The sequence below is a fragment of the Vibrio splendidus genome, from assembly GCF_003345295.1.
Classification (GTDB): Bacteria; Pseudomonadota; Gammaproteobacteria; order Enterobacterales; family Vibrionaceae; genus Vibrio; species Vibrio splendidus_K.
On record NZ_CP031056.1, the window covers coordinates 1,726,279 to 1,750,655 of the forward strand.

24 protein-coding genes are annotated in these 24,377 nt (G+C 43.8%); 15 read left to right on the forward strand and 9 right to left on the reverse strand.

Annotation, left to right across the window (positions count from 1 at the left end):
- Positions 1-169: 169 nt before the first annotated feature.
- From DUN60_RS23205 to DUN60_RS23230, 6 genes are all read left to right on the forward strand, one after another.
- On the forward strand, positions 170-541 hold the full coding sequence (locus DUN60_RS23205; protein ID WP_004729948.1) for a GntR family transcriptional regulator: 372 nt from the start codon (positions 170-172) through the stop codon (positions 539-541).
- Complete coding sequence (locus DUN60_RS23210) at positions 538-1,392, forward strand: ABC transporter ATP-binding protein (RefSeq protein WP_114635600.1); 855 nt, start codon at positions 538-540, stop codon at positions 1,390-1,392. Before DUN60_RS23205 ends, DUN60_RS23210 begins: the two co-directional genes overlap by 4 nt.
- On the forward strand, positions 1,392-2,249 hold the full coding sequence (locus DUN60_RS23215; protein ID WP_114635601.1) for a hypothetical protein: 858 nt from the start codon (positions 1,392-1,394) through the stop codon (positions 2,247-2,249). Before DUN60_RS23210 ends, DUN60_RS23215 begins: the two co-directional genes overlap by 1 nt.
- Before the next feature lie 916 nt (positions 2,250-3,165).
- Positions 3,166-3,453 carry a putative quinol monooxygenase gene (locus DUN60_RS23220; RefSeq protein WP_114635778.1) on the forward strand — a complete coding sequence of 96 codons (288 nt, stop codon included), beginning with the start codon at positions 3,166-3,168 and terminating at the stop codon, positions 3,451-3,453.
- A complete protein-coding gene (locus tag DUN60_RS23225) occupies positions 3,453-4,007 on the forward strand; it encodes a nucleotidyltransferase family protein (RefSeq protein WP_114635602.1) in 555 nt (184 codons plus the stop codon). The genes DUN60_RS23220 and DUN60_RS23225 overlap by 1 nt, the downstream gene beginning before the upstream one ends.
- A gap of 202 nt (positions 4,008-4,209) precedes the next feature.
- The gene (locus tag DUN60_RS23230) at positions 4,210-4,647 is read left to right on the forward strand and encodes a bifunctional diaminohydroxyphosphoribosylaminopyrimidine deaminase/5-amino-6-(5-phosphoribosylamino)uracil reductase RibD (protein WP_065205826.1); all 438 of its coding nucleotides are present in this window, start codon (positions 4,210-4,212) and stop codon (positions 4,645-4,647) included.
- A gap of 17 nt (positions 4,648-4,664) precedes the next feature.
- On the opposite strand, the gene DUN60_RS23235 is transcribed toward DUN60_RS23230, so the two are convergent.
- The gene (locus DUN60_RS23235; RefSeq protein WP_114635603.1) at positions 4,665-5,117 is read right to left on the reverse strand and encodes an NUDIX hydrolase; all 453 of its coding nucleotides are present in this window, start codon (positions 5,115-5,117) and stop codon (positions 4,665-4,667) included.
- Positions 5,118-5,415: 298 nt separating this feature from the next.
- On the opposite strand from DUN60_RS23235, the gene DUN60_RS23240 reads away from it, so the two are divergent.
- The 3 genes from DUN60_RS23240 to DUN60_RS23250 all read left to right on the forward strand — a co-directional run bounded on the left by DUN60_RS23240 (position 5,416) and on the right by DUN60_RS23250 (position 9,249).
- Positions 5,416-7,128, forward strand: a complete 1,713-nt coding sequence (locus DUN60_RS23240; protein ID WP_114635604.1) for an RluA family pseudouridine synthase — start codon at positions 5,416-5,418, stop codon at positions 7,126-7,128.
- Between the two features lie 206 nt (positions 7,129-7,334).
- Positions 7,335-7,715 (forward strand): hypothetical protein, encoded by a 381-nt coding sequence (locus DUN60_RS23245; protein ID WP_017076575.1) that lies wholly within the window; start codon positions 7,335-7,337, stop codon positions 7,713-7,715.
- A 337-nt stretch (positions 7,716-8,052) separates the two neighbouring features.
- Positions 8,053-9,249: a multidrug effflux MFS transporter gene (locus tag DUN60_RS23250; RefSeq protein ID WP_479688302.1), complete on the forward strand. Its 1,197-nt coding sequence runs from the start codon at positions 8,053-8,055 to the stop codon at positions 9,247-9,249.
- A gap of 64 nt (positions 9,250-9,313) precedes the next feature.
- Here DUN60_RS23250 and DUN60_RS23255 read toward each other — a convergent pair whose 3' ends face one another.
- Positions 9,314-10,246 carry a GlxA family transcriptional regulator gene (locus DUN60_RS23255; protein ID WP_114635605.1) on the reverse strand — a complete coding sequence of 311 codons (933 nt, stop codon included), beginning with the start codon at positions 10,244-10,246 and terminating at the stop codon, positions 9,314-9,316.
- 116 nt (positions 10,247-10,362) lie between these two features.
- On the opposite strand from DUN60_RS23255, the gene DUN60_RS23260 reads away from it, so the two are divergent.
- Positions 10,363-10,923: a cysteine hydrolase family protein gene (locus DUN60_RS23260; protein WP_114635606.1), complete on the forward strand. Its 561-nt coding sequence runs from the start codon at positions 10,363-10,365 to the stop codon at positions 10,921-10,923.
- Between the two features lie 105 nt (positions 10,924-11,028).
- On the opposite strand, the gene DUN60_RS23265 is transcribed toward DUN60_RS23260, so the two are convergent.
- The 4 genes from DUN60_RS23265 to DUN60_RS23280 all read right to left on the reverse strand — a co-directional run bounded on the left by DUN60_RS23265 (position 11,029) and on the right by DUN60_RS23280 (position 14,413).
- On the reverse strand, positions 11,029-12,387 hold the full coding sequence (locus DUN60_RS23265) for a Na+/H+ antiporter NhaC family protein (RefSeq protein WP_114635607.1): 1,359 nt from the start codon (positions 12,385-12,387) through the stop codon (positions 11,029-11,031).
- 223 nt (positions 12,388-12,610) lie between these two features.
- Complete coding sequence (locus tag DUN60_RS23270; RefSeq protein ID WP_114635608.1) at positions 12,611-13,375, reverse strand: hydratase; 765 nt, start codon at positions 13,373-13,375, stop codon at positions 12,611-12,613.
- 206 nt (positions 13,376-13,581) lie between these two features.
- A complete protein-coding gene (locus DUN60_RS23275) occupies positions 13,582-13,887 on the reverse strand; it encodes a DUF3861 domain-containing protein (RefSeq protein WP_114635609.1) in 306 nt (101 codons plus the stop codon).
- 34 nt (positions 13,888-13,921) lie between these two features.
- Positions 13,922-14,413 carry a DUF2798 domain-containing protein gene (locus DUN60_RS23280; protein ID WP_114635610.1) on the reverse strand — a complete coding sequence of 164 codons (492 nt, stop codon included), beginning with the start codon at positions 14,411-14,413 and terminating at the stop codon, positions 13,922-13,924.
- A gap of 97 nt (positions 14,414-14,510) precedes the next feature.
- On the opposite strand from DUN60_RS23280, the gene DUN60_RS23285 reads away from it, so the two are divergent.
- Positions 14,511-14,936: a MarR family winged helix-turn-helix transcriptional regulator gene (locus tag DUN60_RS23285; protein WP_017060573.1), complete on the forward strand. Its 426-nt coding sequence runs from the start codon at positions 14,511-14,513 to the stop codon at positions 14,934-14,936.
- A gap of 111 nt (positions 14,937-15,047) precedes the next feature.
- Here DUN60_RS23285 and DUN60_RS23290 read toward each other — a convergent pair whose 3' ends face one another.
- A complete protein-coding gene (locus DUN60_RS23290; protein WP_114635611.1) occupies positions 15,048-16,109 on the reverse strand; it encodes an MBL fold metallo-hydrolase in 1,062 nt (353 codons plus the stop codon).
- A gap of 279 nt (positions 16,110-16,388) precedes the next feature.
- Here DUN60_RS23290 and DUN60_RS23295 point away from each other — a divergent pair, with 279 nt between their 5' ends.
- Positions 16,389-18,287, forward strand: a complete 1,899-nt coding sequence (locus DUN60_RS23295) for a methyl-accepting chemotaxis protein (protein WP_241902567.1) — start codon at positions 16,389-16,391, stop codon at positions 18,285-18,287.
- A gap of 61 nt (positions 18,288-18,348) precedes the next feature.
- On the opposite strand, the gene DUN60_RS23300 is transcribed toward DUN60_RS23295, so the two are convergent.
- Positions 18,349-20,133 carry an SgrR family transcriptional regulator gene (locus DUN60_RS23300; RefSeq protein ID WP_114635612.1) on the reverse strand — a complete coding sequence of 595 codons (1,785 nt, stop codon included), beginning with the start codon at positions 20,131-20,133 and terminating at the stop codon, positions 18,349-18,351.
- A 603-nt stretch (positions 20,134-20,736) separates the two neighbouring features.
- Here DUN60_RS23300 and rimK point away from each other — a divergent pair.
- Both rimK and DUN60_RS23310 read left to right on the forward strand, forming a co-directional pair.
- A complete protein-coding gene (gene rimK / locus DUN60_RS23305) occupies positions 20,737-21,642 on the forward strand; it encodes a 30S ribosomal protein S6--L-glutamate ligase (RefSeq protein ID WP_010428457.1) in 906 nt (301 codons plus the stop codon).
- Positions 21,643-21,674: 32 nt separating this feature from the next.
- A complete protein-coding gene (locus DUN60_RS23310) occupies positions 21,675-22,103 on the forward strand; it encodes an ATP-dependent zinc protease family protein (protein ID WP_004733090.1) in 429 nt (142 codons plus the stop codon).
- A gap of 75 nt (positions 22,104-22,178) precedes the next feature.
- Here the strand turns inward: DUN60_RS23310 and DUN60_RS23315 are convergent, their stop codons facing one another.
- The gene (locus DUN60_RS23315) at positions 22,179-22,967 is read right to left on the reverse strand and encodes an MBL fold metallo-hydrolase (protein WP_102442235.1); all 789 of its coding nucleotides are present in this window, start codon (positions 22,965-22,967) and stop codon (positions 22,179-22,181) included.
- A 354-nt stretch (positions 22,968-23,321) separates the two neighbouring features.
- On the opposite strand from DUN60_RS23315, the gene DUN60_RS23320 reads away from it, so the two are divergent.
- Entirely contained in the window at positions 23,322-24,353 is a 1,032-nt protein-coding gene (locus DUN60_RS23320; RefSeq protein ID WP_114635613.1) for an L-dopachrome tautomerase-related protein, read from the forward strand.
- Positions 24,354-24,377: the final 24 nt, after the last annotated feature.

Here is a 24,377-nt window from a genome sequence, read left to right on the forward strand (position 1 = left end):
GCTCATACAGCTGCTTGAGAGCCCACAAGGACGTAGGCCTCAAGTCCCCTCCCCACCAAACATGCTTTATCCAAATATAAATATATCCAATCCATTTTCATAAAATCCTTGCCAATTCGAATAAAAAGGATAGTGTTATACACATATATATCACCATGCAGTTTTAATTATGACCGAATGGAAAGACGACCAACCGATTTTTAGGCAGCTTGCCGCAAAGATCAGTGACCAAATTCTTCAAGGTGTTTGGTTAGAGCAACAAGCATTACCCTCTGTTCGTGCGGTTGCTGCCGATCTCAAGATCAACCACCTTACTGTCATGAAAAGCTATCAGTTACTGGTGGATGAAGACTTGGTAGAGAAAAAACGCGGCCAAGGCATGTATGTGGCCGAAGGGGCACTTCAAAAATTGAAAGAGTCTGCACACCAATCATTCATCAACACACAGATCCCAGCCATCGCTGAGACGCTAGGCATCATTGATATGAGTGTCGAAGAACTCGTGAAACAGCTAGCACAACATATAAAGGACAAGTCATGAGTACTTTACTTTCCGTGAAAAACGTAACCAAAACCTATTCAAATCAAGTGGGTGTCGAAAACATCAGCTTCGAGTTAAAGCCAGGACAAGTACTTGGGCTTCTGGGCCACAATGGCGCGGGTAAATCGACACTGATCAAATCACTGCTTGGCGGACATAACTATCAAGGTGAGATTGAGGTGAATGGTTACCACCCTATCCACCAGCACGCAGAGCTCATGCAGCATTTATCGTATATTTCAGATGTTAACGTGTTACCAGAGTGGATGACCGTTAAACAACTGCTTCGATACACACAAGGTGTTCACCCTAGCTTCAACAAACAAAAAGCAGAACACACGTTAAGCAGCACCAACATTAAGCTCTCTTCTAAGATCAAACAGCTTTCTAAAGGGATGAAAGTTCAACTTCATCTCGCGATCATCATCGCGACTGACACTCAAGTGTTGATATTAGATGAGCCAACGCTGGGCTTAGATTTGCTGTACCGCGATACTTTTTATCGCCACCTATTAGAATGGTTCCACGATGGCGAACGCGCCATGATCATTGCGAGCCATGAGGTTTCAGAAATTGAACACCTATTAACGGATGTACTGATTTTGAAGCAAGGTCATTGTGTCCTGCAAAAGAGCATGGAAGACATCGAGCACGACTATTTCATTATCGAAGTCGCAAACAACCATTCAAGCGAGATTCAAAAACTCAACCCACTGACCTCACAATCAGGGCTAGGGACGACTAAGTGGCTATTAGAAGGTCAATACAAAGCGCAGGTTGAATCACTGGGTAACATCTATAACGTTGGTCTAGCAGACCTATTCCTTGCAACACAGACGGAGAAGGCATAATGCATCCAAGTTTTTACATGCTAGAAAAAGAACTCATCGAGCACAAAGTTAACACTCGATTGCCTCTATTTGTCGCATTATGTGGTTTCTTACTGTTCGTTGGTTTGTTCTTTAATGGCGCAGCGCAACATGAGTTTTTCTTCGAAATGCAAGTGAACGGTGACGTGAGCGACATCCACAGAGAGTTCGCACAAGATCTCAACTCAGTGATCTACTTTGGCGCGGGCCTTATTTCACTGATCCTGTCGACGCTTTACATCCCTAAAACGCTGCGTAAAGAACGCCAAGAAGGCAGTTCAATGTTTTGGAGAAGTATGCCGGTATCCAATGCAATGACTCACGGCGTGAAGCTAGGCTTCGGTTTAGTGGTTATTCCGGCTATCTGTGCATTGCTAGTGCTGTTCGCAGATTTTCTATTCTGGATATTGAACGTATCAAGTGAACAACAACTGGCGCTATTGGTTGAGCAGCAATCTCTATTGTATGTGCTGAGCAACTGGTTGGTGTTTTTTGGGCGAATGATGTTAGTTGCACTCGTTTTATTGCCACTGGCAACTGTCACTCTAGCTATTTCGCAACTGGTGAACTCTCCATTGCTTGTCATTTTCATCTCAAGCTATGCGATTAAGTTCCTCTCTGTCGCCGTGTTTGGGTTCTATGGCATCAATGATTTCCTATCTCTTATCGCGTCATTACCAATGAATGTGCTCATAGCAAGCAACCCATTCAGCACGATTGCAGAAGCGCCTATTTTATCTTTAGGTATTTACGCATTGATTGGTGTTGGTGGTTATCTACTGAGCCTTAAATTGAATAGAACGGACGATGTAAGCTTGAAGACGTTGTTCCAACGATAGAGTCATCTATCCTGTTCGGATAACATCAGATATCAAAATCTAAATCAAAGCTTCTGAGAAATCGGGAGCTTTTTTTGATCACGACTTTGCCAATACATATATGGGCAACAAGAACAAAGGGACAAAAGGGTTTTAGTTAGGAGTAACAGAGTGAAGCAACAAGAGAATCTAAAGGGAGATATTAATGAGCTGACATTGAATGCATTGTTGTTAATGCCTGTCAGCTCTTTGGGGGATGATTTCTTTAGTCGCCGACCAGATGAAGGTCCTTGAGAGTGCTAATGAAATCGATTTGTTGCGTTCTACATTTGATTAAGCTTTTCAGCTTTTTTTATCTTAAAGCTTTACGATTTAAAGCTTATTTCTTTGAAGCTTCTTTCGCTGTGTCTTTCCAGTATTGGATGCGAACGCGATGAAGCTGTGCTCTTCTCATTTTTTTCATAAGGGATATTTCCTTTTCTTTAACTGCTCTTCATGAGCTATTTTTATTGCCAACCATTCGAATCTAACGGTGTTTGATGTCCAGTTCAATGATACAAATCACAAAATTTATAGAGTTTTGAGTACCATTTACATTAAAGTATGACCTAGTTATCAACTATGGCTCAATTTAATATCTTAAGCCGTTGTTCGAGATTTAGATTAGTTCTCTCAGATGACAAATTCATTTCAGTATCAATACAGTTCAATGATACGTATTTAATAGACCGGACAAACTTGGATTTAGTTCCAACGTCTTATTTTTTATTGCTCACATCGCCTCTAAAGTTACGCTGTAACCAACACTATATTCAATGCGAACAAATAATCGCCACATTAGCCTATACGTCACAACATCAAAATGGGATTATGTTTGTAACGGATAGAGCTTTTGATAGAAAAAAGCCGTAATGAATAAAATTAAATGGACGTAATTATGAGTAAAGTAATTCTGCAAGGGCATATTCTAGTGCCAGACAACGACCTAAAAGCCGTCACACACGCCTTGGTTGTACACAAAGAACTGACACTGGAAGAACCTGGTTGTATCGTGTTTCGAGTCAGTCAAAGCACGCTTCAACCTAATCGCTTTGAAGTGTATGAAGAATTCACTAGCCGAGAAGCATTCGAAGCGCACCAACAGCGAGTAAAAACGTCTGAATGGGGTGATATTTCCAAGAACGTGACTCGTCATTATCAAGTCACCGATGTTCCGACATCATAATGATACATCCGCTTGCCAATAGTATCGTCACGTTGATCAAACAGGATCCCTTACGAATGCAGGTTTTAGACTGTGTCTCCCAGTTGGATTTACCGCAGTGTTATGTTGCTGCAGGCTTTGTGAGAAACCTCGTTTGGGATCACCTACATGGCTATGCCTCCCCGACTCCACTCAATGATATTGATGTGATCTACTTTGATCTCATTGATACCTCTTACGAATCGGATTTTAGATACGAGGCTCAGCTTAAACAACGGTTACCTAAACTGAATTGGCAAGTTCGCAATCAAGCCTGCATGCACACTAGAAATGGAGATGAACCTTACCAAGGCTCATTGGATGCGATGAGCTACTGGCCAGAGAAAGAAACCGCAGTCGCCGTAAAGCAAAACCTTAATGGAGACATCGAGTGTATTTCATCTTTTGGTTTAGAGAGTTTGTTTGATTTGAAGATCACACCGAACCCCAATCGCAGCAAAGACGTGTTTGACCAACGAGTTCAGTCTAAGAACTGGTTAACTCATTGGCCCAAATTAGCGATTGGTCACAGTTAACGATTAACCACAGTGAGTTAATGAGCGGCTACAGTCAACTAGCGGCCAGATTCAAAATGAAAACCATTGACTAAAAGCCTAATCAGATCGAACATGCCCCCACTTGCTTAGCTTATTAGCTTAGTAAGTTAGTAACTAACCAAGTCATCAACCGCGCGCGGTCACTCACTGCTGCGCTCTCTCGTCATACTGAGTAACGACCATGAACCAACAATACATGCTGCAAGCTCTTGAAGCTTCGCGCCAAGCCCTACCCGATTGCCAACCAAACCCACCTGTGGGCTGTGTTTTGGTTAAGAACGATAAGGTGGTGTCTGTTGGGTACACACAAAAAGTCGGTGGAAACCACGCCGAGGTTGAAGCACTGAATGGCTATGACAGCAAAACGGACGGAACAATGGAAGAGGTTACCGCTTACGTAACTTTAGAGCCATGTTCATTTATTGGCAGAACACCCGCTTGTGCCAATACATTGGTTAAAGCAGGTGTAAAACACGTAGTCGTGGCGATGCTAGACCCAGACCCTCGCAATAATGGTCGTGGTGTTGCGATACTTGAATCGCACGGCGTGAAAGTGGATGTAGGGCTATGCCAAGCACAAGTGAGCGCTTTTCTAACCCCGTATCTTGGTAAGTCTTAGCTCTTAAACAGCCAACGCTAACTCAATTTGACTCGATAAAGCGGATTGACTGGCTTATCGACAAAATACGACCAAATATGATCGTAGACGGCATGTTGGTTGGGAAACGGTGCTAACGCTTTCGCTTCATCTAAATTGCACCAACGATACTCGGTATGTTCATCATTTAGCTCTACCTCTTGATTCGGTGGACATATCACTGCAAAAACCGGGATCAACTGAATCACATTAACGTGAGCTTCGTAAAACTGCTCAAGAAACTGCGCGTTATACAAGGCTTCCACTTCAATTTGGGTCTCTTCTTCAAACTCACGAACGATGGCTTGCCAGCCTGTTTCACCCGCTTCAATCGAGCCTGCGACGTGGCACCAAAATTCACCCTTAACACGCTTCATTAATAACATTTTCGTTTGTCCGTCGATCTCAGAAAGAGCGACACCAGCCACGATGGAAGTATTAAGTGGAATCATAACGTTACCTTAGTTGGAACAAGAAAGCGGCAAGGCTAACATCGTTCTTTTTCTAAATTGTCTTCTATGATTAAAAACGAGAAGCCACCCATCAATTTATGGTTATCAAGCCTTACTCGTGATTTTTGCATTGCAGACCATGGTTGTTGTATCTAGTCATTGAGCCATTTCTTATTTGAGGCGCTTTTCGATAAAGAGTAGAATCGCCGCCTTGTACTGTGTTTCAGAGCTCTTTTATCATACACAGTAGACTCACAGCCATTTATCACCACGATATAAGTAGTAAGACGACAATAATATGCACTCATCAAAACCAACGCACGCTTCAGACAGTAGCCACACACCTGAGGATTGCTTCACTCGATTTCAACAGCCGATCGAGTCATATTCGTTGCCTGAGCGTTTCACCTTCCCGTTCTATTACGAACCGCATCCATTGTGTGAAATCGCCTCACACCAGCTTCAACAATACCTAGAGACACAAACCGATTGGCAACATGACTTCGGGTTAGAGTCTGACGCTGGCCGCGGCAAGATGTTTGGTGTGTTACTGGTGAAAAGCCCCGAAGGTGAATTGGGGTATTTCTCTGCTTTTTCAGGGAAAATAGCCGACCAAAACCTATTGCCTCACTTTGTACCGCCTGTATTTGACATGCTCAGTAGCGATAGCTTTTTCCATCAAGACACGGCCGACATGATGGCTGTGAACGCGGAATTCAAAGCGCTGCAAGCGAACACCGAATACCTTGAACTTTGTGAACAACTAGCACAGCAGAAAGCGCAAGCTGAGCAAGAGATTGAAGCTCAACGTCTATTGATTATTGAAGGCCGAAAAACGCGTAAAGAACAACGTGAACAAGGCAAAGAAAACCTTGATGAGCAGGCCTTTGAACAACTGAATAACGAGTTAAACAAGGCCAGTGTTGCCGACAAAAATCAGCAGAAATATCTTAAGCTCAACTGGGAGCAAATTCTGATTGAACTGCAAACTAAAGTTGATGTGTTCACCACTCAACTGGCAGAACTCAAAGAGCAAAGAGCACACCTTTCTCATCAGCTCCAACACAAACTGTTTTCACAATACGCTTTCCAGAATGCGGAAGGAAACATTGAGGATCTAAACCAGATCTTTGAAGACACCCCCAACAAGATACCACCAGCAGGTTCTGGCGAATGTGCCGCACCCAAGCTTCTGCAATACGCGTATTTGAACGGTTACACACCATTGGCATTGGCTGAATTTTGGTGGGGGCGTTCCCCGAAATCAGAAATCCGTAAGCACAAGAAATACTATGCCTCTTGTCAGAGTAAATGTGTTCCGATTCTCGGCCATATGATGAAAGGCCTTGAGGTGGATCCAAACCCATTGTTAGAAAACCCAGCAGAGGGTAAAGACCTCGATATTCTGTTCCAAGATGAGCACATCGTGGTGGTACATAAGCCAGCAGGTTTTCTATCAGTACCGGGAAAAACGATCAAAGACTCGGCCTACACACGTGTTCAAGAAATGCACCCTAATGTAGAAGGGCCATTTGTTATCCACCGCTTAGATATGGCCACCTCTGGCATCTTGATATTCGCTCTTACACGACGCGCGAACAAAAGCTTACAGAAGCAATTCATTACTCGTGAAGTTGAGAAGCGATACGTAGCAATGATTGAAGGCGTTTTAGATCAAGATGAAGGTTATGTTCGCTTGCCACTGCGTGGTGACTTATACGATCGTCCTCGTCAGATTGTTTGCTTTGAACACGGCAAACACGCTGAAACCAAGTGGGAAGTGATTGAGCGAAACCAAGACACCACCAAGGTTTATCTGCACCCGAAAACGGGTCGTACGCACCAATTGCGTGTTCACTGTTCACATGAAGAAGGGCTTAACATGCCTATTTTGGGTGATGGACTGTATGGCAACAAAGCCGACCGACTGCACTTACATGCAGAAAGGCTTGCTCTGCACCACCCAGTGACAAAAGAGTGGATGGTGTTCCAGTTCGACGCAGAGTTCTAAACGCTCTCGCTTTCCTTAATAACGCATTCTCGCCTGCACATTTTGACCATTAGTTTCGACAGTGCCGCGCTTTATAGAAAAGAGTCACAACCCTTTGTGACTCCTACCTCTTTCGGATAGTTATCCACGCTTATTGCACTACATCAAGATTCATTTTCTTGTGACGAGTAGCATGCTCTACTTCTTCTTTCCTTGAGGCCTTTGATATGTCATCAGCTGCTTTGAATTTGCAATCGAACACACCACCTACACCTTTAGCTACTAAACAAGCATCTGGCTTACAACCAATCATCACTAAAAAGCCAGACTTAAACTCTGCGATGCTGAGCTTGATTGAAGAAGTTAAAAACGAACTCCCTCTATATGAATCAGAGACGTTTATCTGTGGGCCAAAAGGTAACTGCTCTGGTTGTTCTAAAAAATTGTTAGAAATGGTCGACAGCGAATTGATGTATTGGGAACACAACATTTTGATTGGCCAAGGCCCTAACTTCGAAGAACTGCGTCGCTTTGGAAAACTTTGCAGCAGCGTAAGACGTGGTCTAGAGCGCAACGGCTTAGTCGAAAAACGCCCAAAGAAAAGATAGCAAGCCAAGTCGTTGAGTATTGTGGTTTCGTTGAGTATTACAATATCGTTAGCCATTACAATGTCACCAGCTATTACAAGGCCACTAGCGAATACAAGGTCACTAGTAATTAAAATGTGCCGTGACTATTACAGCCTATCCCTACCACTAACTGGTTGAACTCGTTATCCATAAAAGTGATAATATTTTGTAATACAATTAAGCACAAAGACAAGCTCTTAAAGTCTGTTCGCTACATTCTGTAGTGAATCCGTCCTTCATGTCTGAAGTGCTTAAAACCTTCTGTAAACCAATATCCTATCGAATAAACGCCTTTCTTGGATAACAGGGAGATACCTTGAAGAAACCACAACCAGTACTGGGTAAAACCGGCATGCTATTTTTCCTCGTCATCATCAGTGCGTTTCCTCCATTGACCATCGACCTTTATTTACCTGCACTACCACAAATGGTAGAGGTGTTTAACACTGACCAATCGATGGTCAATCTAACCCTGAGCAGCTACTTCGTTACCTATGCCTTCGGCCTGTTGTTCTGGGGGCCGCTCAGCGAAAAGTTTGGTCGTAAGCCGATCCTATTGATTGGATTAGCGAGCTATATGGTGGCAAGTGTAATATGTGCCATGACCAATAGCATCGAGCAGTTAATTGGTGCTCGTATATTCCAAGCTTTTGCGGGCAGTGCCATCACCGTTATCGCAACCGCCATCGTGAAAGACCTTTATGACGGCCGAGAACGTGAAAAGATCATGGCGACCATCATGTCACTGGTGATCATCGCGCCAATGGTCGCGCCGGTATTTGGGGCGTTCCTACTGAAAATCGCGTCTTGGAGAATGATGTTCGTCACTCTCGCTGTTTTTGGTGCATTCGCTTCAGTATTGGCATTCTGTTATCGAGAGACGCTCGAAACCAAGTACCAAGGTTCTATGTTCCGTTCATGGGGAAGAATGGGCGTGGTCATGAAAAACCGCTCTTTCGTCAAGCTGCTGGTCATTTTCTCTATCATACCGATGGCTTTGATGGGCTTTCTTGCGGCGGGTTCTTATATCTACATCGATCACTTTGGATTGACCGAACAACAGTTTAGTTACGCGTTCGCATTCAATGCATTGTGCGCCTCATTTGGTCCAACAATTTACATGAAGTTGTCCTACCGAATGCCGGTTCAAAAGGTCATCTCAGGATGTTTTGCTTTATTAGCGCTTGCGGGAATCTTCACTCTAACCATTGGCGACCTGTCCCCTTGGTTCTTCATGTTCATCGCTGCACCAGCGACATTAATGGCGATCATCATGCGAGTACCGGGTACCAACTTGATGTTGAATCAACAAGATCATGACACGGGCTCTGCCGTCGCACTGATACAGTTCTTCAGCATGATTTGTGGCTCACTTGGCATGGTGTTGGTTTCAATCCGCCCAGATTCACTGATTGAAAACCTAGGCTTCATCCAATTATCGGTGGGAATTCTAGGCGGATTGATGTGGCTGATGGTTAGAAACAAAGAGTTTGTGACAAAGAAACTGAATTAGAGACATCCAAGATGCTCACTAACAACACGACTCAATAAACCTGAGGAATGGTGACTATTAAAAGTCATTCCTCGGCGAGAAATCTAGAACGAAATCTTGATGGTGTTAAGCCGATGATTTTCAAAAAGACTTTTCGAAAGCTATTTACGTCTTCATAGCCGACTAAATAGCTGATTTGATCTACCGGTTTATGAGAACTTTCCAGTAGTTCACAGGCACTTTGAATACGTACGTGTTGGATATAGTTAATCGGCGTAAAACTGGTCGCCTTGGTAAATTGACGAATAAAGGTTCTTCGAGTCATAAACGCTTCTTCAGCCAATTGATCAAGAGACAACGAAAGGTGATGGTTCTTTTGAATAAAACGCTGCACCGACACAATTTTGTCATTGCCGTGAGCATAGTTCGGCACAAAGCTCTGATAGTAACGTTGCTCTCTCAACCCCGTATCAAGCACCAAATATTTACCTAGATTACGAGTGTTGGTCGGCGTTGTGTATTTGGTCAAGATAAACAAAGCGAGATCCATCCACGACATCAAACCACCAGCAGTCATCACATCCGCATCATCAATCAAGATTTTGTCGATATCGACTGCGATCTGTGGGTAGAGCTCCGTAAACTTCTGCTGCGCTTGCCAGTGCGTGGTCACGGTTCGCCCTTCTAACAAACCTGTTTTTGCCAAAATGAACACGCCCGCACAAGCTGAGCAAAGTATCGCCCCCCTTTGGTGAGACTCAATCAGGTACTCAAGCAAGGTGTCACTCGGCTCTAGATAGTAACAACCATCTAAATTCGGTGGGAGTATGATGATATCGGCGTTCGATGCGCTAACACTGTCATGCGCTTGGATCTGAACGTTGAATTGAGTCTTCTCAGCCGAAGGTTCAAGAGAATTTGCCATCTGCAGAAACTCTTTCACGCCAAACACGGCACTTTGCAGAGAGCCTGGGTAGTCGATGATTTCGACCATTACTGATTTTGTCACTATTGCCATAGAGTCTGTCATTTTTGACGTGCGATAAAAACTACAGAGTATTCATAATATCCCTACACCGCAATACACCAAATACACCAAATACACCAAATACACCAAATACAAAGGTATAGAATATGAAGAACACTGCACTACTACTTATCGACTTTCAAAATGACTATTTCCCTTCATACGAAGGTGCAAAATGGGCGCTGTCTGAAACAGAAAAAGCAGCCGAAAAAGGTGCACAGTTATTATCCGCTTTCAGAGACAATCAACTTCCTGTAGTTCATGTACGTCATGAGTTTCCGACGAATGATGCTCCGTTCTTCTTGCCAGAATCAGACGGTGCTCAAATCCACAGCAGCGTGACTCCGCTAGAAAGCGAGCCAGTCATCGTAAAGCATCAAATCAATAGCTTTAGAGACACAGAACTGAACAAGGTTCTAAAAGAGCAAGGCGTTGAAAAACTGATCATCGTTGGCTCTATGAGCCACATGTGTATTGATGCTGTGACTCGTGCAGCAACCGATTTAGGCTATGAATGCCACGTAGCGCATGATGCTTGCACAACCTTAGATATGGAGTTCAATGGCGTTCAAGTTCCAGCAGCGCATGTCCATGCCGCATTCATGGCAGCACTGAGCTTTGGTTACTGCAATGTCGCAACTGCCAGTGAGCTTGAAAGTCTTCTTTAACAAGGAGGCCTAAATTTTCAGTCTGTTCATTACAAACACAAAAAAGGCTCCAATTAAGGAGCCTTCTTATCAAAGCCAGTTACGACTGAGTTTGGACAATTACTACTAAGCGTTAGCCACTTGACGTGCTGGATGTTTGATAAACACAGCTACCACAGCAACGACTGCAAGCGCGAAACAGTAGTAAGAATTAGCCACGATATCCAAAGGCGATAAGTTAAATACCGAACCTAATAGCAATACCTGTGCACCGTAAGGCAATACGCCTTGAATCACACAAGAGAAGATATCCAATAAGCTGGCAGAGCGACGTGGAGAAACGTTATTTTCTTCAGCTAATTGGCGAGCCACACTACCAGACACAATAATCGCTACCGTGTTGTTTGCAGTACATAGGTTCACCATAGATACCAAGCCCGCAATACCCAACTCACTCGCACGGCCATTCGCTTGCTTAGAGTGTGAAGAGCCAAACGCACGAATCACACCACTTACTAAGCTAGTCAGGAACGCCAATCCACCTTGACGACGCATGAGCTCACTCAAACCGCCAATCAGCATCGACAATAAGAAAATCTCCTGCATGTTGCCGAAGCCTGCGTAGATGTCTTGAGCGTAATCCGTCATACCGTAGTTCTCAACAGAACCTAGACTTACACCACCCGCCAGCAAGATACCAATTGTCAGCACAACCAACACATTCATGCCCGATACAGCAAGAATCAAAATAGTGATGTACGGCAGTACTTTCAGCCACTCGATTGGGCCTGTTTCAGGAACCTGAGTTGCAGTGCTGTTGAAAGCAAAGATAACAATCGCGATAAGAGCAGCTGGAAGTGCAATGCGGATGTTTTCTTTAAACTTATCTCTCATCTCACAGCCTTGCGAACGTGTCGCGGCAATGGTGGTATCAGAGATGATAGACAGGTTGTCACCAAACATCGCGCCACTCAAAACAACACCTGCTGTCAGTGGAATGCTCATGCCTGCTGAATCTGCAATGCCTAACGCCACAGGTGCAACCGCAGCGATGGTACCCATAGAAGTGCCCATTGCTGTTGCGATGAAAGCAGAAATAAGGAAGATACCCGGCAGAATCATGCTAGTTGGAATAGCAGATAGGCCAAGGTTTACAGTCGCGTCAACGCCACCAGACGCTTTAGCCACAGCCGCAAAAGCACCCGCCAATAGGTAGATCATACACATTGCGATAATGTCTTTGTGACCGACTCCACCCAAGAATTGTTCGATAGCACGGTTCAATTTATCTTTGCTTAACAACAACGCCAACATCACAGCAGGCAAAGCTGCAATTGGAGCTGGAAGCTGATAGAAAGCAAAATCGACGCCTTGCAGTGACAAGTACGTACCTACGCCAATAAACAGCGCTAGGAACACGATCAGAGGGATAAGCGCCACTGCCGAAGGGGCAATTACCGCATTAGAATTTTTTGAATTGGACATGGAACATCAACGCAATAGAACAGGAAGATGAGCAGACTAATGTCACACTTAGAGCTTGTCAACGTCTAGACGTCTAAACGCCCAATTTAATGCAAAGTAATAAGCACGCCATTGAACATCACATAATAGAAAAGGCTATTTACTCACCAGTAAATAGCCTTTTGAGAACTGTTAGCGTTTAGGTAGAAGCTAGTTTTTTTGCTTACTTCACGCTTCTGCTAAGTTAGCGTTTTTGTTGGAACGTTACTTGGTATTCGCCAATATCTTGGTAATGGAATGTCGTTAGCTTATCGAATTCCATTTCTACGATACCGCAGTAAGAACCCGTGATGATTGCTTCACCCGCTTGGAAATCAACACCACGACGCGTCATGTAGTTAATCAGCCAGTAGATTGGACTTGGTGGCAGTGTATTCGGGTGCTTACCGTCAAATGCTTGAACTTGCTCGCCTTGAGTTACTTCAACACTGATCTCAGCAGAGGTGAACGCTTTTTCGCGATCAATCTCAGGGCCGATGAACAAGCCTTGGTTTACTAGGCCGTCAGCAAGTCTTTCATAAAACTCGGCACCGCTGTCATCAGCAAAGCGAGATTGCATTAACTCAAGAGCCATATGGCAAGAACCAATCGCTTCATTGATTTGCTCTTCACTGTAACCTTCTGGGTTTGCAGGCAGGCTCTTAGCAAGCGTAAAGGCAATTTCAGGTTCTACACGAACAACGTTGTTGTCTGCAAACAGTTCACAAACCTCACCTTGTTGAATACTGCCCGAAAAGATAGGCGCAACAATAAACTTCTCTTCAGCCAAAGGAAGCAAACACTTCCAACCACCGACCTTGTCGCTCTTAAGATCGATCATTGATGATTGGATCTTTAGCGCATCTTCCAAGTTATTCGGACGGTACTGTTCGTCCAATCTTGGTGCTTTAGTTCCCGCAACGCGGCGACTCAGCAGTTCTTCAGCTGCTTGCTTAAATACATTTGTCATATAATACCACCTTTATTTTTATGACCAGTATAATATCGGATTTCTTGAAGCTTGAATAGACAATTAAACAACGAAGCAACACCGAAAATTCAGCCCTCAATTTCCCCATATTCTAGACGCAAACAACTGAAACCATGTTGATTTAAATACAACAAAAGCCAGTAAGTTCATTACTGGCTTTTTAAGCGTACTACTGATGATTAGGCTTACTGCCCTTTCAACGTCTTCTTCAGGTTTTGCATGAAGTTTCTGAAGTGAGGCATAAAATCAACAAACAGAGGGTGCTTTCTATCTTGCATCATCATTGGGCCGAGTAATCGAATGCTCACCCCTAGTCGCGTTGCTGATTGCTCGTCTAAGCCGCTGTCTTGTTTGATCTTCTCAACAATCGCGAACATGTTTTCTCTGTCTTCAATTTCAAACTGCATGGTTTGCAGTTCACGATCTTCTTTGATGTTCACTTCTTCGATAGTGATACGGTAGTTATTGTATTTGCCTGTGAATGCTGTCATGTGGATCTCCTACAATGCTTAAAAAGTATTTTGGCTAGCTCTTCATGAATCGTTCGAGCTTAGGTTTAACCGTCATCGACATCACGACCATGATCGTAAGGCCAATAGGAAGCGCAGCAATAAATCCATTAAACCATCCACTGGTAAACGCCGATGGATCCGAAAATCCAATATTATTTGCCGCTGTTACAAATGCCATGATGGACTCCATGATGAAAGCCATAATCAATCCCACGATTAAGTTGCGAGCTTTCTCGCCGTAATTGGGCAACGCCTTAGCAATGACTTTAGTCACCAAAGTCATCATCACCATGCCGATTGGCATCATAATCACGACAGCAATCGCTAACGATGATAGCCAATTGCTGATGAATGCCTCACCAAACCCGACATTCATGTAAGTCATAACCGCTGTTAAACTGCCGCCAATCGTCAGCATTAAACTCATCATGACCAAAATTTTGTATAAAACCGGTGTGCCTTTTTGCTCAGGAAGAGTTGGCGTTAGAGTTGCTTGAATCGTCATATCTATTTCCTGTCTTGAATTTACGAACAATTAAGTTGATAATGTCAACTATAAATACAGTAGTTGACAATGTCAACTACATTTCTAAGGATCGTTTATGTCTGATAACACATCGCTAGAGTCTATCTTTCGTTTAGTGCACTCTTTGAAACGTCAAATGAGCGAACAGATTGAGAGCTTAGACTCAGAGATCGCACCTATGAACATTCGTGTCATGAAGATCATCACTAAGAAGTCTCCATGTACCGCTATCGATATCGCACACTTCCTAGATCGTGATAAAGCACAGGTCACTCGACTTATTAATGCCTTGATCAATCAGGAACTTGTGAAGAAGTCTCCGAACCCGGAAGACAAGCGCAGCCAGTTATTGGTTCTGACCGATAAGGGTCAAGAGATCATGAGTAAGGTCTCGGATATCGATCGAGACATGCTGAAGAGAATGACCAAAGGCATGGCCGAAGATGAGTTAGAGCAATTCAGAAAAATTGCGAAGAAAATGGCGCAGAACTTAGAAAGCTGATCTTAAAAATAAAACAAAAAAACGCCACCGAATCGTAAGATCGGTGGCGTTTTTTGTATAAGTTGGGTTGTACTGCTTAGTGGTTTAGCTATGTCTATTTGGATAACAGCTCTAATTCGATACTAATTTCCACCATGCCTGAACAGGTACGGGCTCTGAGATCACCAAACGTTCACCCATCACAGGGCTTACCATTTGCACATCTCGCTCTTTGCTTATCGCCAGTGCTTGTTCCATTGGGTCTTGCCAATCATGCATAGAAAGGTCGAAGGTACTGTTGTGGATTGGCATCATCACCTTACCTTGCAGATCAATGTGCGCCTGAACACTCTGCTCCGGGAACATATGAATATCCGCCCAAAGAGAATTATACGCGCCCGTTTCAACCATGGTTAAATCAAACGGCCCATAGCGCTCACCAATCTCTTTAAAGCCGCTGAAGTAACCAGAATCACCGCTAAAGAAGACTTTCTTGTCTGAAGCGTTAATAACCCAGCTACCCCACAGTGTTTGATCACGATCAAGCAAGCCACGGCCAGAGAAATGCTGTGTCGGCGTCAAAGTGAACTCAATGTCTGAGGCCGTTGCCGATTCCCACCAGTTCAATTCGATGATCTTCTCTTTATCCACGCCCCACTTTTCCAATAGTGCGCCCACTCTTAGTGGCACTAGGAACGTACCCACTTTGTCAGCGAGCACCTTAACGGCACCTTTGTCTAAATGGTCGTAGTGATCGTGGCTGATCACCACCACGTCGATATCGGGTAGGTCTTGCAGTGTGATTGGTGTCGGATGAAAACGCTTTGGTCCCATCCATTGCACCGGTGATGCACGATCACTGAACACAGGATCGGTCATCACTAGCTTGCCATCCAATTTCATCATCACGCTAGAGTGACCTAGGCGATAAGCAACGTCGTCTTGTTCTTCGATCAATTGCTCAGCTGTCATTGGAATCAAAGGCAATGCAGCGCGCGGCACTGGCTCATTCCTTTCCACAGTCACGTATGCTTTCAAGATTGAAAAAATATCAGACATACCCGATTTGTATTCCAACTCACTGTTAGCAAACTTCTTTGGAAGCTTATCTAGATTGTCGTTTGATTGTGAACCTGTGCTTACGATAGCGACCACGGCAAGTACTCCTAAAATCGGTAATAGATATTTTTTCATTGGTATCTCTTTAATCATTGGGATAAACCCAACACAAAAACTACACTGGATAGTTTACATATCAAAACACAAAAGTAAACCAACAAGTGTAACTTTTGATTTGTGAGACGTGAGCGTATAGAACTCGGCTTCAAAAATACAAATAAGAATGACCTTCCACATTTGTACAAATATCGCTCAACTCTCACTTCTACAATTCGTTTATTGACCAAGGAGTCAGGTTTTATTTAACATTATGTTTACAAATAAACATTGGACGTTTTTAGAAGGGACTCTAAATTGCAATTTACTATACGAACTAAGGCAATATTGGCGACGATCATCGCAGCTCTCGCCATTATCAGCGTGATGGGGATTTATTCATTTCAATCGAGCCGAGCCATTTTAATTGATAGAACCTTTGAAAGAGAGCTACCTGCTTCGCTTGGCGAGGTGAGTAATGAAATCAACCTTAAGTTAGAAACCCCTATTCTTGCATCAAAGATGATGACGCTGTCTCCTCTGATGAAACAAGCCTCACTCTCAGAGAAAAACCTCCGCGCCTATCTTGAGTCGGTCAAAAACGAATTCAATGCCATCAGTGCCTATTACGTATCAAACGAAGCAAGTACTTACTACACACACAATGGCGTTCTAAAAACTATCTCAACCAATGAACAAAGTGACCAATGGTTCTACCGTTTCATCCAGTCAGATAAAGCGTTTGAGCTCTCTTTAGATATTGATGCCGGCACTGGAATCCCAACGCTATTTGTCAACTATGTGGTTACTCGAAACGGCGAACGTATCGGTGTAACTGGCATCGGCTTGACCTTGGAAAGTATTACCCAGTTGATCAGCAACTACAGCGTGGGTAAAAGCGGTATTGTTTTTCTGGTCGATAAACAAGGGATCATCAAGGTTCACCCTGACAAAAACCTAATTGGTCAGTCACTGAACTCTGTCGGGATTGAAAGTAGCCTGCTACTCGGTAGTCAGAAAACCATTGTTCATGAAGGTGTTGTTGACGGGCAGCCTCAAATTCTTGGATCCAAAGCGATGCCAGGGATTGGTTGGACTCTGATTACTCAGATCCCCAAGCAAGAAGTATTGAGTGAATTAAACGGCTTCAGTCAAACCATTATCTTTATGGCTTTACTCATCGCTGCAATCTACACGCCAATCGCAGCGTGGGCGACCAACAAACTGTTGCTGCCTTTTGTTGAAGTTGCAGAACTATTACAGCAGATAGGAAAAGGCGGTGGCGATCTAACGCTTCGCTTGGATGACTCCCGTCATGATGAAATAGGCCAGATTGCGAAAGGATATAACCAATTTGTTCAATACCTTAGCGACCTGCTTAAAGACGTGTCGAATACAGGTCAGCAAATATCAGAATCCATTCAGAGCGTGGATCGAATGGCTCAATCGATGGAACAAGACATCAAACAACAAACTAGCCAAATAGAACAAGTCGCCACAGCCATTCACGAGATGGGAGCCAGCTCTGACGAAATAGCCCAAAATGCTAACGGTGCTGCCGATAGTGCGAGCAGAGCTTCAGGTGCAATAAACATCGGCCAAAAATCGGTCACAGTCACCTCAGAAAGTATCGAACACATGAACCAACAACTCGACGACACCACGGCCATCGTTAATCAACTCGCTCAAGATGCTAACTCTATCGACACTGTGCTGGATGTAATCAGCGGTGTTTCTGAACAAACGAACTTGTTAGCATTGAATGCGGCAATCGAAGCCGCTCGAGCTGGTGAGCAAGGCCGAGGGTTTGCGGTGGTTGCAGATGAAGTAAGAACACTCGCCTCACGAAGCCAAGCATCAACTGAAGAGATACGCGGTATCATCGAGCAACTTCAACAACGCACGCAACAAGCCGTGGCAGCGATAGAAACGAGCACCACATTAGGAACTAACTGCCGAGTAGAGGCTTCCAATTCAGAGCAACAGCTATCGAGCATTTCTCATAGCGTCGATGAGATGAATGCTATGAACATGCAGATTGCCTCTGCGACAGGGCAACAATCCAATGTGATCAACGAGATATCACCGCACATCTCAGGCATTTCTGAAATAGCCAGAGAGAGCGATAACATGATTGAGAAAACGGCTCAGGAGTGTCAGCACTTACGCACCAAAGCGATGCATTTAACGAATCTGGTTTCTCAGTTCAAATGCTGATCTCAAAATTTGAGTCGTCCTAGAAAAACTAGTGACCTGAATTTTTCAGCAAAACTTAAAGCTAATCGGCAGACCATACATTCTTGAAATCTGGCCATCCCCAGTTTGTGATGGCCACGTTTTTCAAAATGCCTTGGAAACGAACTGTTTGTAGGTGATGGAACATAGGCACTAGCCAATAATCAGAAATCAACGTGGATGCAACGGGCTCCAACTCTGCCAAGTAATTAGGCAGTTCAACGGATGCTTTATGACTATCCAAGCGCTGCTTGAGCCAATCACTGTTAATCTCTCCCAAAGCAGAGTGCAAAACAGGATCATTCATCATCCACGAAAACAGCGAAGACGGGGCATTGTCATCGAGGTTCAGGTTACACAGCACCAGGTCCTCTTTTAACTCGCCACTCTGAGATAACTGCGCCAATTCTCGAAAACTGTAGGTGTTCACCTCAACTTCCACACCATATCGTTTCAATATGTCTGAAACGCAGATGGCACATCGGTACAACGCATAATAGTCGTAAACTGCAATACTCATCTTTTTCGGCAGTTGTGCTTCTTTCGAAGGCGTTCGATACAATTTCTGCCAACTTGGCAGTATGTTTTGAGCTAAAGAGACACTGAACAAACCCTTGTTTTTTTCCAGCTGAGATAAAATAGCTTGTGGGTTGGTCAGTTCTGAAAGGTATTTTCGCTGCTCATTATTAAGCGGAGTTGCCGCTGAATTCTGATTGAACAGGATAAACAAGCACCCATCTTCGACTCGGCTACGAAGGCCGTCTGTGTCTGCTGAAACAAGCTCCGTATCGCTTTTCCCGAGCTGATGGAAACAAGAAGAATCTTCATAAGACGAGACTTGCATTTGGCTGTCATCGAATCGAGCACTTCCCGTCATCGACTCTTCAAACTGCCAGATGGTCACTTCATCAGTCAAAGAACGACAACCATAATAGAGCTCAAATGCCGCGAGCTTGATCCGTTCATTATTGGTCTCAACCACTTTAAATGGACCGGTACCAATAACTGCATGTGACACCGAGTTTAATGGAGACGGTTCATGGGTGACTTGCGCTGCGGGTTGAATCGAATACTTAACGCCAGCAAGTAAACCAGCAAAACCAGTATCTGCTTTGGTGAGTTGAAAGCTGACCCTCAATGGCTGCTCACTGTAAACCGAAGCAACATGGGCTAGCTCTGTCTGATAAAAAGGTAAGGTTTGCAAGGCTGAAAACAACGAAACGAGTTGCTTGGCGTCGACGGGTTGCCCATCGTGAAAGGTTAGGCCGGGGCGCAAATAGAAAGTCCAAACCAACTTTTCAGCATCATATTCCCAATGGTGCGCCAGTTCAGGCTTCAACTCGCCCTTACCATTACAAGTGACTAAGCAACTGAACACTTGCCTGATCAAAAAGCGTTCGCTACTGCGGTGAATATGATGTGGGAACAGGTCTTCAAACTTACGCTTATAGGTCAATTGAACGTGAAGCAATCCTTCACGCATCGTCGCGCCAGAGGTTTCTTGAAGGAGAGAACCAAATACAGCGCGGTCATTGTCTAAAAGTGAGAGCGCTTTTTCGTACTTACCCTGCTCTATCAGTTTACCGGCAACGTGTTGAGTCAGCTGTTGATTACTAAAGCGCAAAGTCAAATTTGAACGTTGATTCCTACCGACTTTTGGCTCCCAAATTACCCATTCAGCCTGATGCATCTTGCCTAACAAAGTTCGTGCATGGCGTAAACTGGTGAACAGCTTGTCTGCGACCTCGGTTAAGGTCACCGAGTGTGAAAGATTAGGCTCAAACGAATCCAGCCTTGTGTAGTAACGCATCATGTTTAGATCAGACAAATAATGAACCTTTTTAGAAACAACCCTTCCTGATTAAGCCCATTATAAAACACATCAGTCAAAAAGTAGCGATAAAAGACAAAAACAGGAACAACTTAGTAAAAACTCATCTGTTTATTACTTCCTATTAAGTAACCATAATTAATGGGTCAACAAGGAACTTTGAGCTCCCACCAAAGCCTAATACAAGAGAAGTAATCATCATGAGAAAATACTATCTTAATAAGCTAAAAAGCACCTGTAGCAAGCTCGAAAGAGAAGCACTACGAACACTTATAGAGCTATGTAACTGGCGTTATTAGTACACTTTTAAGCACCGAGTTAACGCGAGTTGAGTACAACCTAATAGGCTCCTACCCCCAATATGAGTTAGGTCTCAACTCGCTTTTCCATTCCAAACTCCCTCTCAACCTAGTTGTACCAATCGCTCACACATTCGATAAATTTCCGTTGTCGACTCGACAAATTTAATTCGTTTTCTTAGTTAAACGAAAAGCCTTAAGGTTCGCCCCGAAGCAAGCAAAGAGCCTCAGAAAAACTGAAAGCTCAGCTAACAACTCATTTATTTGCAGTTACCAATCAGGTATTAACTAAGGAAACGCCATGCGTATCGCAATTCTTTCTCGCAACGAAAACCTATACTCTACTTCTCGCTTAAAAGCGGCTGGAGAAGCTCGTGGTCACCAGGTCGATGTTATCGACACGCTGCACTGTGATATAGATATCGCGAGTAACAATCCGAAGATTCGCTACATGGGTGAAGAGCTACCTCAATACGATGCTGTTATTCCACGTATTGGCGCTTCCATTACCTTTTACGGCACTGCGGTTGTTCGCCAATTCGAAATGATGGGCACTTTTTGTATCAATGAGTCAGTAGCAATCAGTCGTTCTCGCGACAAACTGCGCTCACTACAGCTGTTGTCTCGTAAAGGTATTGGCTTACCAAAAACTGGTTTCGCTAGCCGCCCAGACAAGATTCAAGACTTGATCAAAAACGTAGGTGGCGCGCCACTGGTTATCAAGCTTCTTGAAGGTACTCAAGGTATCGGCGTGGTTCTAGCAGAAACAAACAAAGCAGCTGAAAGCGTTATCGAAGCATTCATGGGCCTAAAAGCGAACATCTTGGTTCAAGAGTTCATTGAAGAAGCTAATGGCGCAGACATTCGTTGTTTTGTTGTGGGTAACAAGGTTATTGCAGCAATGAAACGCCAAGCTGGTGAGGGTGAATTCCGCTCTAACCTGCACCGTGGCGGTACAGCTCAATTGGTTAAACTAACCAAAGAAGAGCGCGCTACAGCGATCAATGCAGCTAAAATCATGGGGTTAAACCTATGTGGTGTCGATATTCTACAATCTAAGAATGGCCCTGTTGTAATGGAAGTGAACTCTTCTCCAGGCCTAGAAGGTATCGAGAAAGCGACAGGTAAAGATGTAGCAGACATGATTTTCGGATTTATCGAGAAAAATGCAAAACCAAACGCTAACCGTACTCGTGGCAAAGGCTGATTAAACGCCGTTTACTCATGATTGGAAAAAACATGAACAATAAAATGATCATAGGGAATACAGAAGCACTTTGCTTACCAGAGTTAGGGATAACTGGACTACATACGCGTGTTGATACAGGGGCTCAAACCTCTTCTCTACACGTAGACAATCTACTATGTGTAAAAACAGATGGTGAAAACTTCGTTGAGTTCGATCTTCACCCAGACGTTTACCACCTAGAAGAGACAGTACGCTGCAAGGCGAAGCTGAAAACGAGTAAAAGAATCAAATCATCGAACGGCGAAGTTGAACACCGTTGTGTGATTGAAACCATGCTAAAAATCGGCGGTCAGGAATGGCCTATCGATATCACACTAAGCAACCGTCAAGATATGACTTATATGATGCTGCTTGGTCGTCAAGGCATGAGTGACAAAGTGATTGTTGACCCAGCGGGCGAATTTCTAATTTCTCACTAATTGAACTGCTCCACAGCTCAAATAGTGAGTCAACAACGCGTATTAATAAAGGCCAGTCTTTGAGACTGGCCTTTATTATTTATGGCGATTTTTTTTATCTTTAAACCCAAACCGCCAAACAGATTTTACCAAACCTTTGAGTTTGATTTTAGTCACTCGCCAATGTGTCACTGGTCTTCTTGGCGCACTCATCAGCAGATGTTCAAACGCTTGCTCACTCAAGTTCACTTGTCCCCCATGCGCCACCAGCAAGGTGTCGAGCTGCATTTCATAGATACGAGATACCGACTCTCGATACTTATTGGGATGAAAAATTGGGAAAGGCGGAATCAGCTTCTTTTTGACCTCGACCATCAAGTCCGCCACATAAGCAACGCTGTGTGATGGGCAATAGACAGAGAGATCTCTATCGGTATGGCCTGGCGTTTCCAGAACCAACCAATCATCAAAGCCAGGAATGCTATCACCATCCGACAGCTTGTAATCCGGCTTCAACTTTCTTGAATACCACAGATTTGCTTTGGGCTTGCCCAATCGGTTCGCCATCCACCGTGCTAATGCCAAATCGGTCAAATGCATCAATATGCCATCGATGCCGTGGTACCAATCCTTATCTCGATTTGCTGCCACCAAATTACAATTCGTCAGCTTTCTGAGCTTGTGCGCTGCCCCTGCGTGATCTGGATGCATGTGCGTCACAACCACTGTGTGTAGGTCGCTAAATTCACGGCCAAGATCATCTTCAATGAAAACTTTAAGATGGGGAATATCCGCTCGGCACGCACCATCAAGTAACAACAACCTGTCAGGGTACTCTACGAGATACATGTCTTGGATATAGCCTTTGATGGTATGAAGTTGCAAAACCGTATTCCTATTCGTTATTCCTGCCGTTCAGAACAAATTAACAGTTCAGCAACAAGTGGTCTAACCAGAATATAGCAAAGATCAACGAAATGTGGTTTTGTGAGTTCAAAATTACTGACACTGATAACAAAAAGATGAACCTGTTACTCGAAAAAGGTAATCACAATATTACAACCCCTTCATCATTATGATTTTTAAGAACTAAATTCAATTTAACTGATTATCAATACGTATTGATATGAATAGGTTAAAGCTAATTATCAAATTTCTTTTGAAAGTGTAACAAATACAACGCTGTTGATGATTGTTAACCCATTGGTAACATTTGCGTAAATTATCAAGGGAAAGAAAATGAAAAAAACAATAATCTACACCGTACTAGCGAGCGCAATTTTGTCTACTTATGCACATGCAGAGACAAAGATCACTCCAAAACAAGCTACCGTGGTCGCGACCATGACTGAACGCCCAGGTAACCCTTCGGTTACACCAGATGGGCGTTTATTGTTAAGCGTTCATCCGCTCGATCATCCAACGACTAAAGTCATCGAGTTAAGCGTGGCTGGAAATCAAACGCCATACCCGACGATGAAATATGCACAAGGTGAAAACTCTCAATTTAAGGCTGTCATTGCCATTCGTACCGATGATAACGGAGTCGCGTGGATTCTCGATCTGGCAACTCATACCATAACGGGCTGGGATACTCGCAATGAAGCATTAGTAAAAACGATAAAAATACCTGCCTCTGTTCTAAAACCGACAAGCTTCCTACAAGACTTTGCTCTAGACCAAAAAAGACAACGTATTATCATCGCTGATATGACCCAGAACGATCTAAAAAGTGAAGCCATTCCAGCCTTTGTAACGGTTGACCTAAAGACGGGAGAAGCGATTCGAGTGGCAGAAAACCACCCTTCTATGAAGGCCGACAGTAAAACTGGTTTTGCGTTAAACCCAATCACGATAGATCCATCTTACGAATGGGTCTATTTCGGAGCTGTCAACGGACGCACTATTTATCGAGTGAAAGCGAGTGAGTTCGATAACGATGGAAAGACTGTCGCAGACAATATTAAAAGATACGCAGACAAACCTTATTCAGATGGTATTACTGTAGACAGTGCTCAGAACGTTTATGTTACGGATATTGAGAACAATGCAATTGGTGTGTCCACACCAAAAGGGTACCGAATTATTGCGACGCTGTCAGAGAACCAAACTTGGCCTGATGGCATGTCATTTGGTCCTGATGGTTATGTTTATGTAACTGTCAATCAGCTGAACCGAACCGCAGCTTTAAATAACGGCAAAGATACTGGCATCAGACCATTCGAAGTCGTAAAAATCAAAGCACTGGCGACAGGAACGACCGGCCGATAATCAAACGAAAGTGAGCCTTTTATA

Excerpts from the sequence above, each read along its gene's own strand:
- DUN60_RS23255 (WP_114635605.1), bottom strand. The coding sequence starts at position 10,246 with ATGGCAATAGTGACAAAATCAGTAATGGTCGAAATCATCGACTACCCA.
- DUN60_RS23245 (WP_017076575.1), top strand. The coding sequence starts at position 7,335 with ATGTCATCAGCTGCTTTGAATTTGCAATCGAACACACCACCTACACCT.
- DUN60_RS23215 (WP_114635601.1), top strand. The coding sequence starts at position 1,392 with ATGCATCCAAGTTTTTACATGCTAGAAAAAGAACTCATCGAGCACAAA.
- DUN60_RS23210 (WP_114635600.1), top strand. The coding sequence starts at position 538 with ATGAGTACTTTACTTTCCGTGAAAAACGTAACCAAAACCTATTCAAAT.
- DUN60_RS23235 (WP_114635603.1), bottom strand. The coding sequence starts at position 5,117 with ATGATTCCACTTAATACTTCCATCGTGGCTGGTGTCGCTCTTTCTGAG.
- DUN60_RS23270 (WP_114635608.1), bottom strand. The coding sequence starts at position 13,375 with ATGACAAATGTATTTAAGCAAGCAGCTGAAGAACTGCTGAGTCGCCGC.
- DUN60_RS23320 (WP_114635613.1), top strand. The coding sequence starts at position 23,322 with ATGAAAAAAACAATAATCTACACCGTACTAGCGAGCGCAATTTTGTCT.
- DUN60_RS23310 (WP_004733090.1), top strand. The coding sequence starts at position 21,675 with ATGAACAATAAAATGATCATAGGGAATACAGAAGCACTTTGCTTACCA.
- DUN60_RS23290 (WP_114635611.1), bottom strand. The coding sequence starts at position 16,109 with ATGAAAAAATATCTATTACCGATTTTAGGAGTACTTGCCGTGGTCGCT.
- DUN60_RS23220 (WP_114635778.1), top strand. The coding sequence starts at position 3,166 with ATGAGTAAAGTAATTCTGCAAGGGCATATTCTAGTGCCAGACAACGAC.
- DUN60_RS23205 (WP_004729948.1), top strand. The coding sequence starts at position 170 with ATGACCGAATGGAAAGACGACCAACCGATTTTTAGGCAGCTTGCCGCA.
- DUN60_RS23225 (WP_114635602.1), top strand. The coding sequence starts at position 3,453 with ATGATACATCCGCTTGCCAATAGTATCGTCACGTTGATCAAACAGGAT.
- DUN60_RS23260 (WP_114635606.1), top strand. The coding sequence starts at position 10,363 with ATGAAGAACACTGCACTACTACTTATCGACTTTCAAAATGACTATTTC.
- DUN60_RS23285 (WP_017060573.1), top strand. The coding sequence starts at position 14,511 with ATGTCTGATAACACATCGCTAGAGTCTATCTTTCGTTTAGTGCACTCT.
- DUN60_RS23265 (WP_114635607.1), bottom strand. The coding sequence starts at position 12,387 with ATGTCCAATTCAAAAAATTCTAATGCGGTAATTGCCCCTTCGGCAGTG.
- DUN60_RS23230 (WP_065205826.1), top strand. The coding sequence starts at position 4,210 with ATGAACCAACAATACATGCTGCAAGCTCTTGAAGCTTCGCGCCAAGCC.
- rimK (WP_010428457.1), top strand. The coding sequence starts at position 20,737 with ATGCGTATCGCAATTCTTTCTCGCAACGAAAACCTATACTCTACTTCT.
- DUN60_RS23240 (WP_114635604.1), top strand. The coding sequence starts at position 5,416 with ATGCACTCATCAAAACCAACGCACGCTTCAGACAGTAGCCACACACCT.
- DUN60_RS23275 (WP_114635609.1), bottom strand. The coding sequence starts at position 13,887 with ATGACAGCATTCACAGGCAAATACAATAACTACCGTATCACTATCGAA.
- DUN60_RS23280 (WP_114635610.1), bottom strand. The coding sequence starts at position 14,413 with ATGACGATTCAAGCAACTCTAACGCCAACTCTTCCTGAGCAAAAAGGC.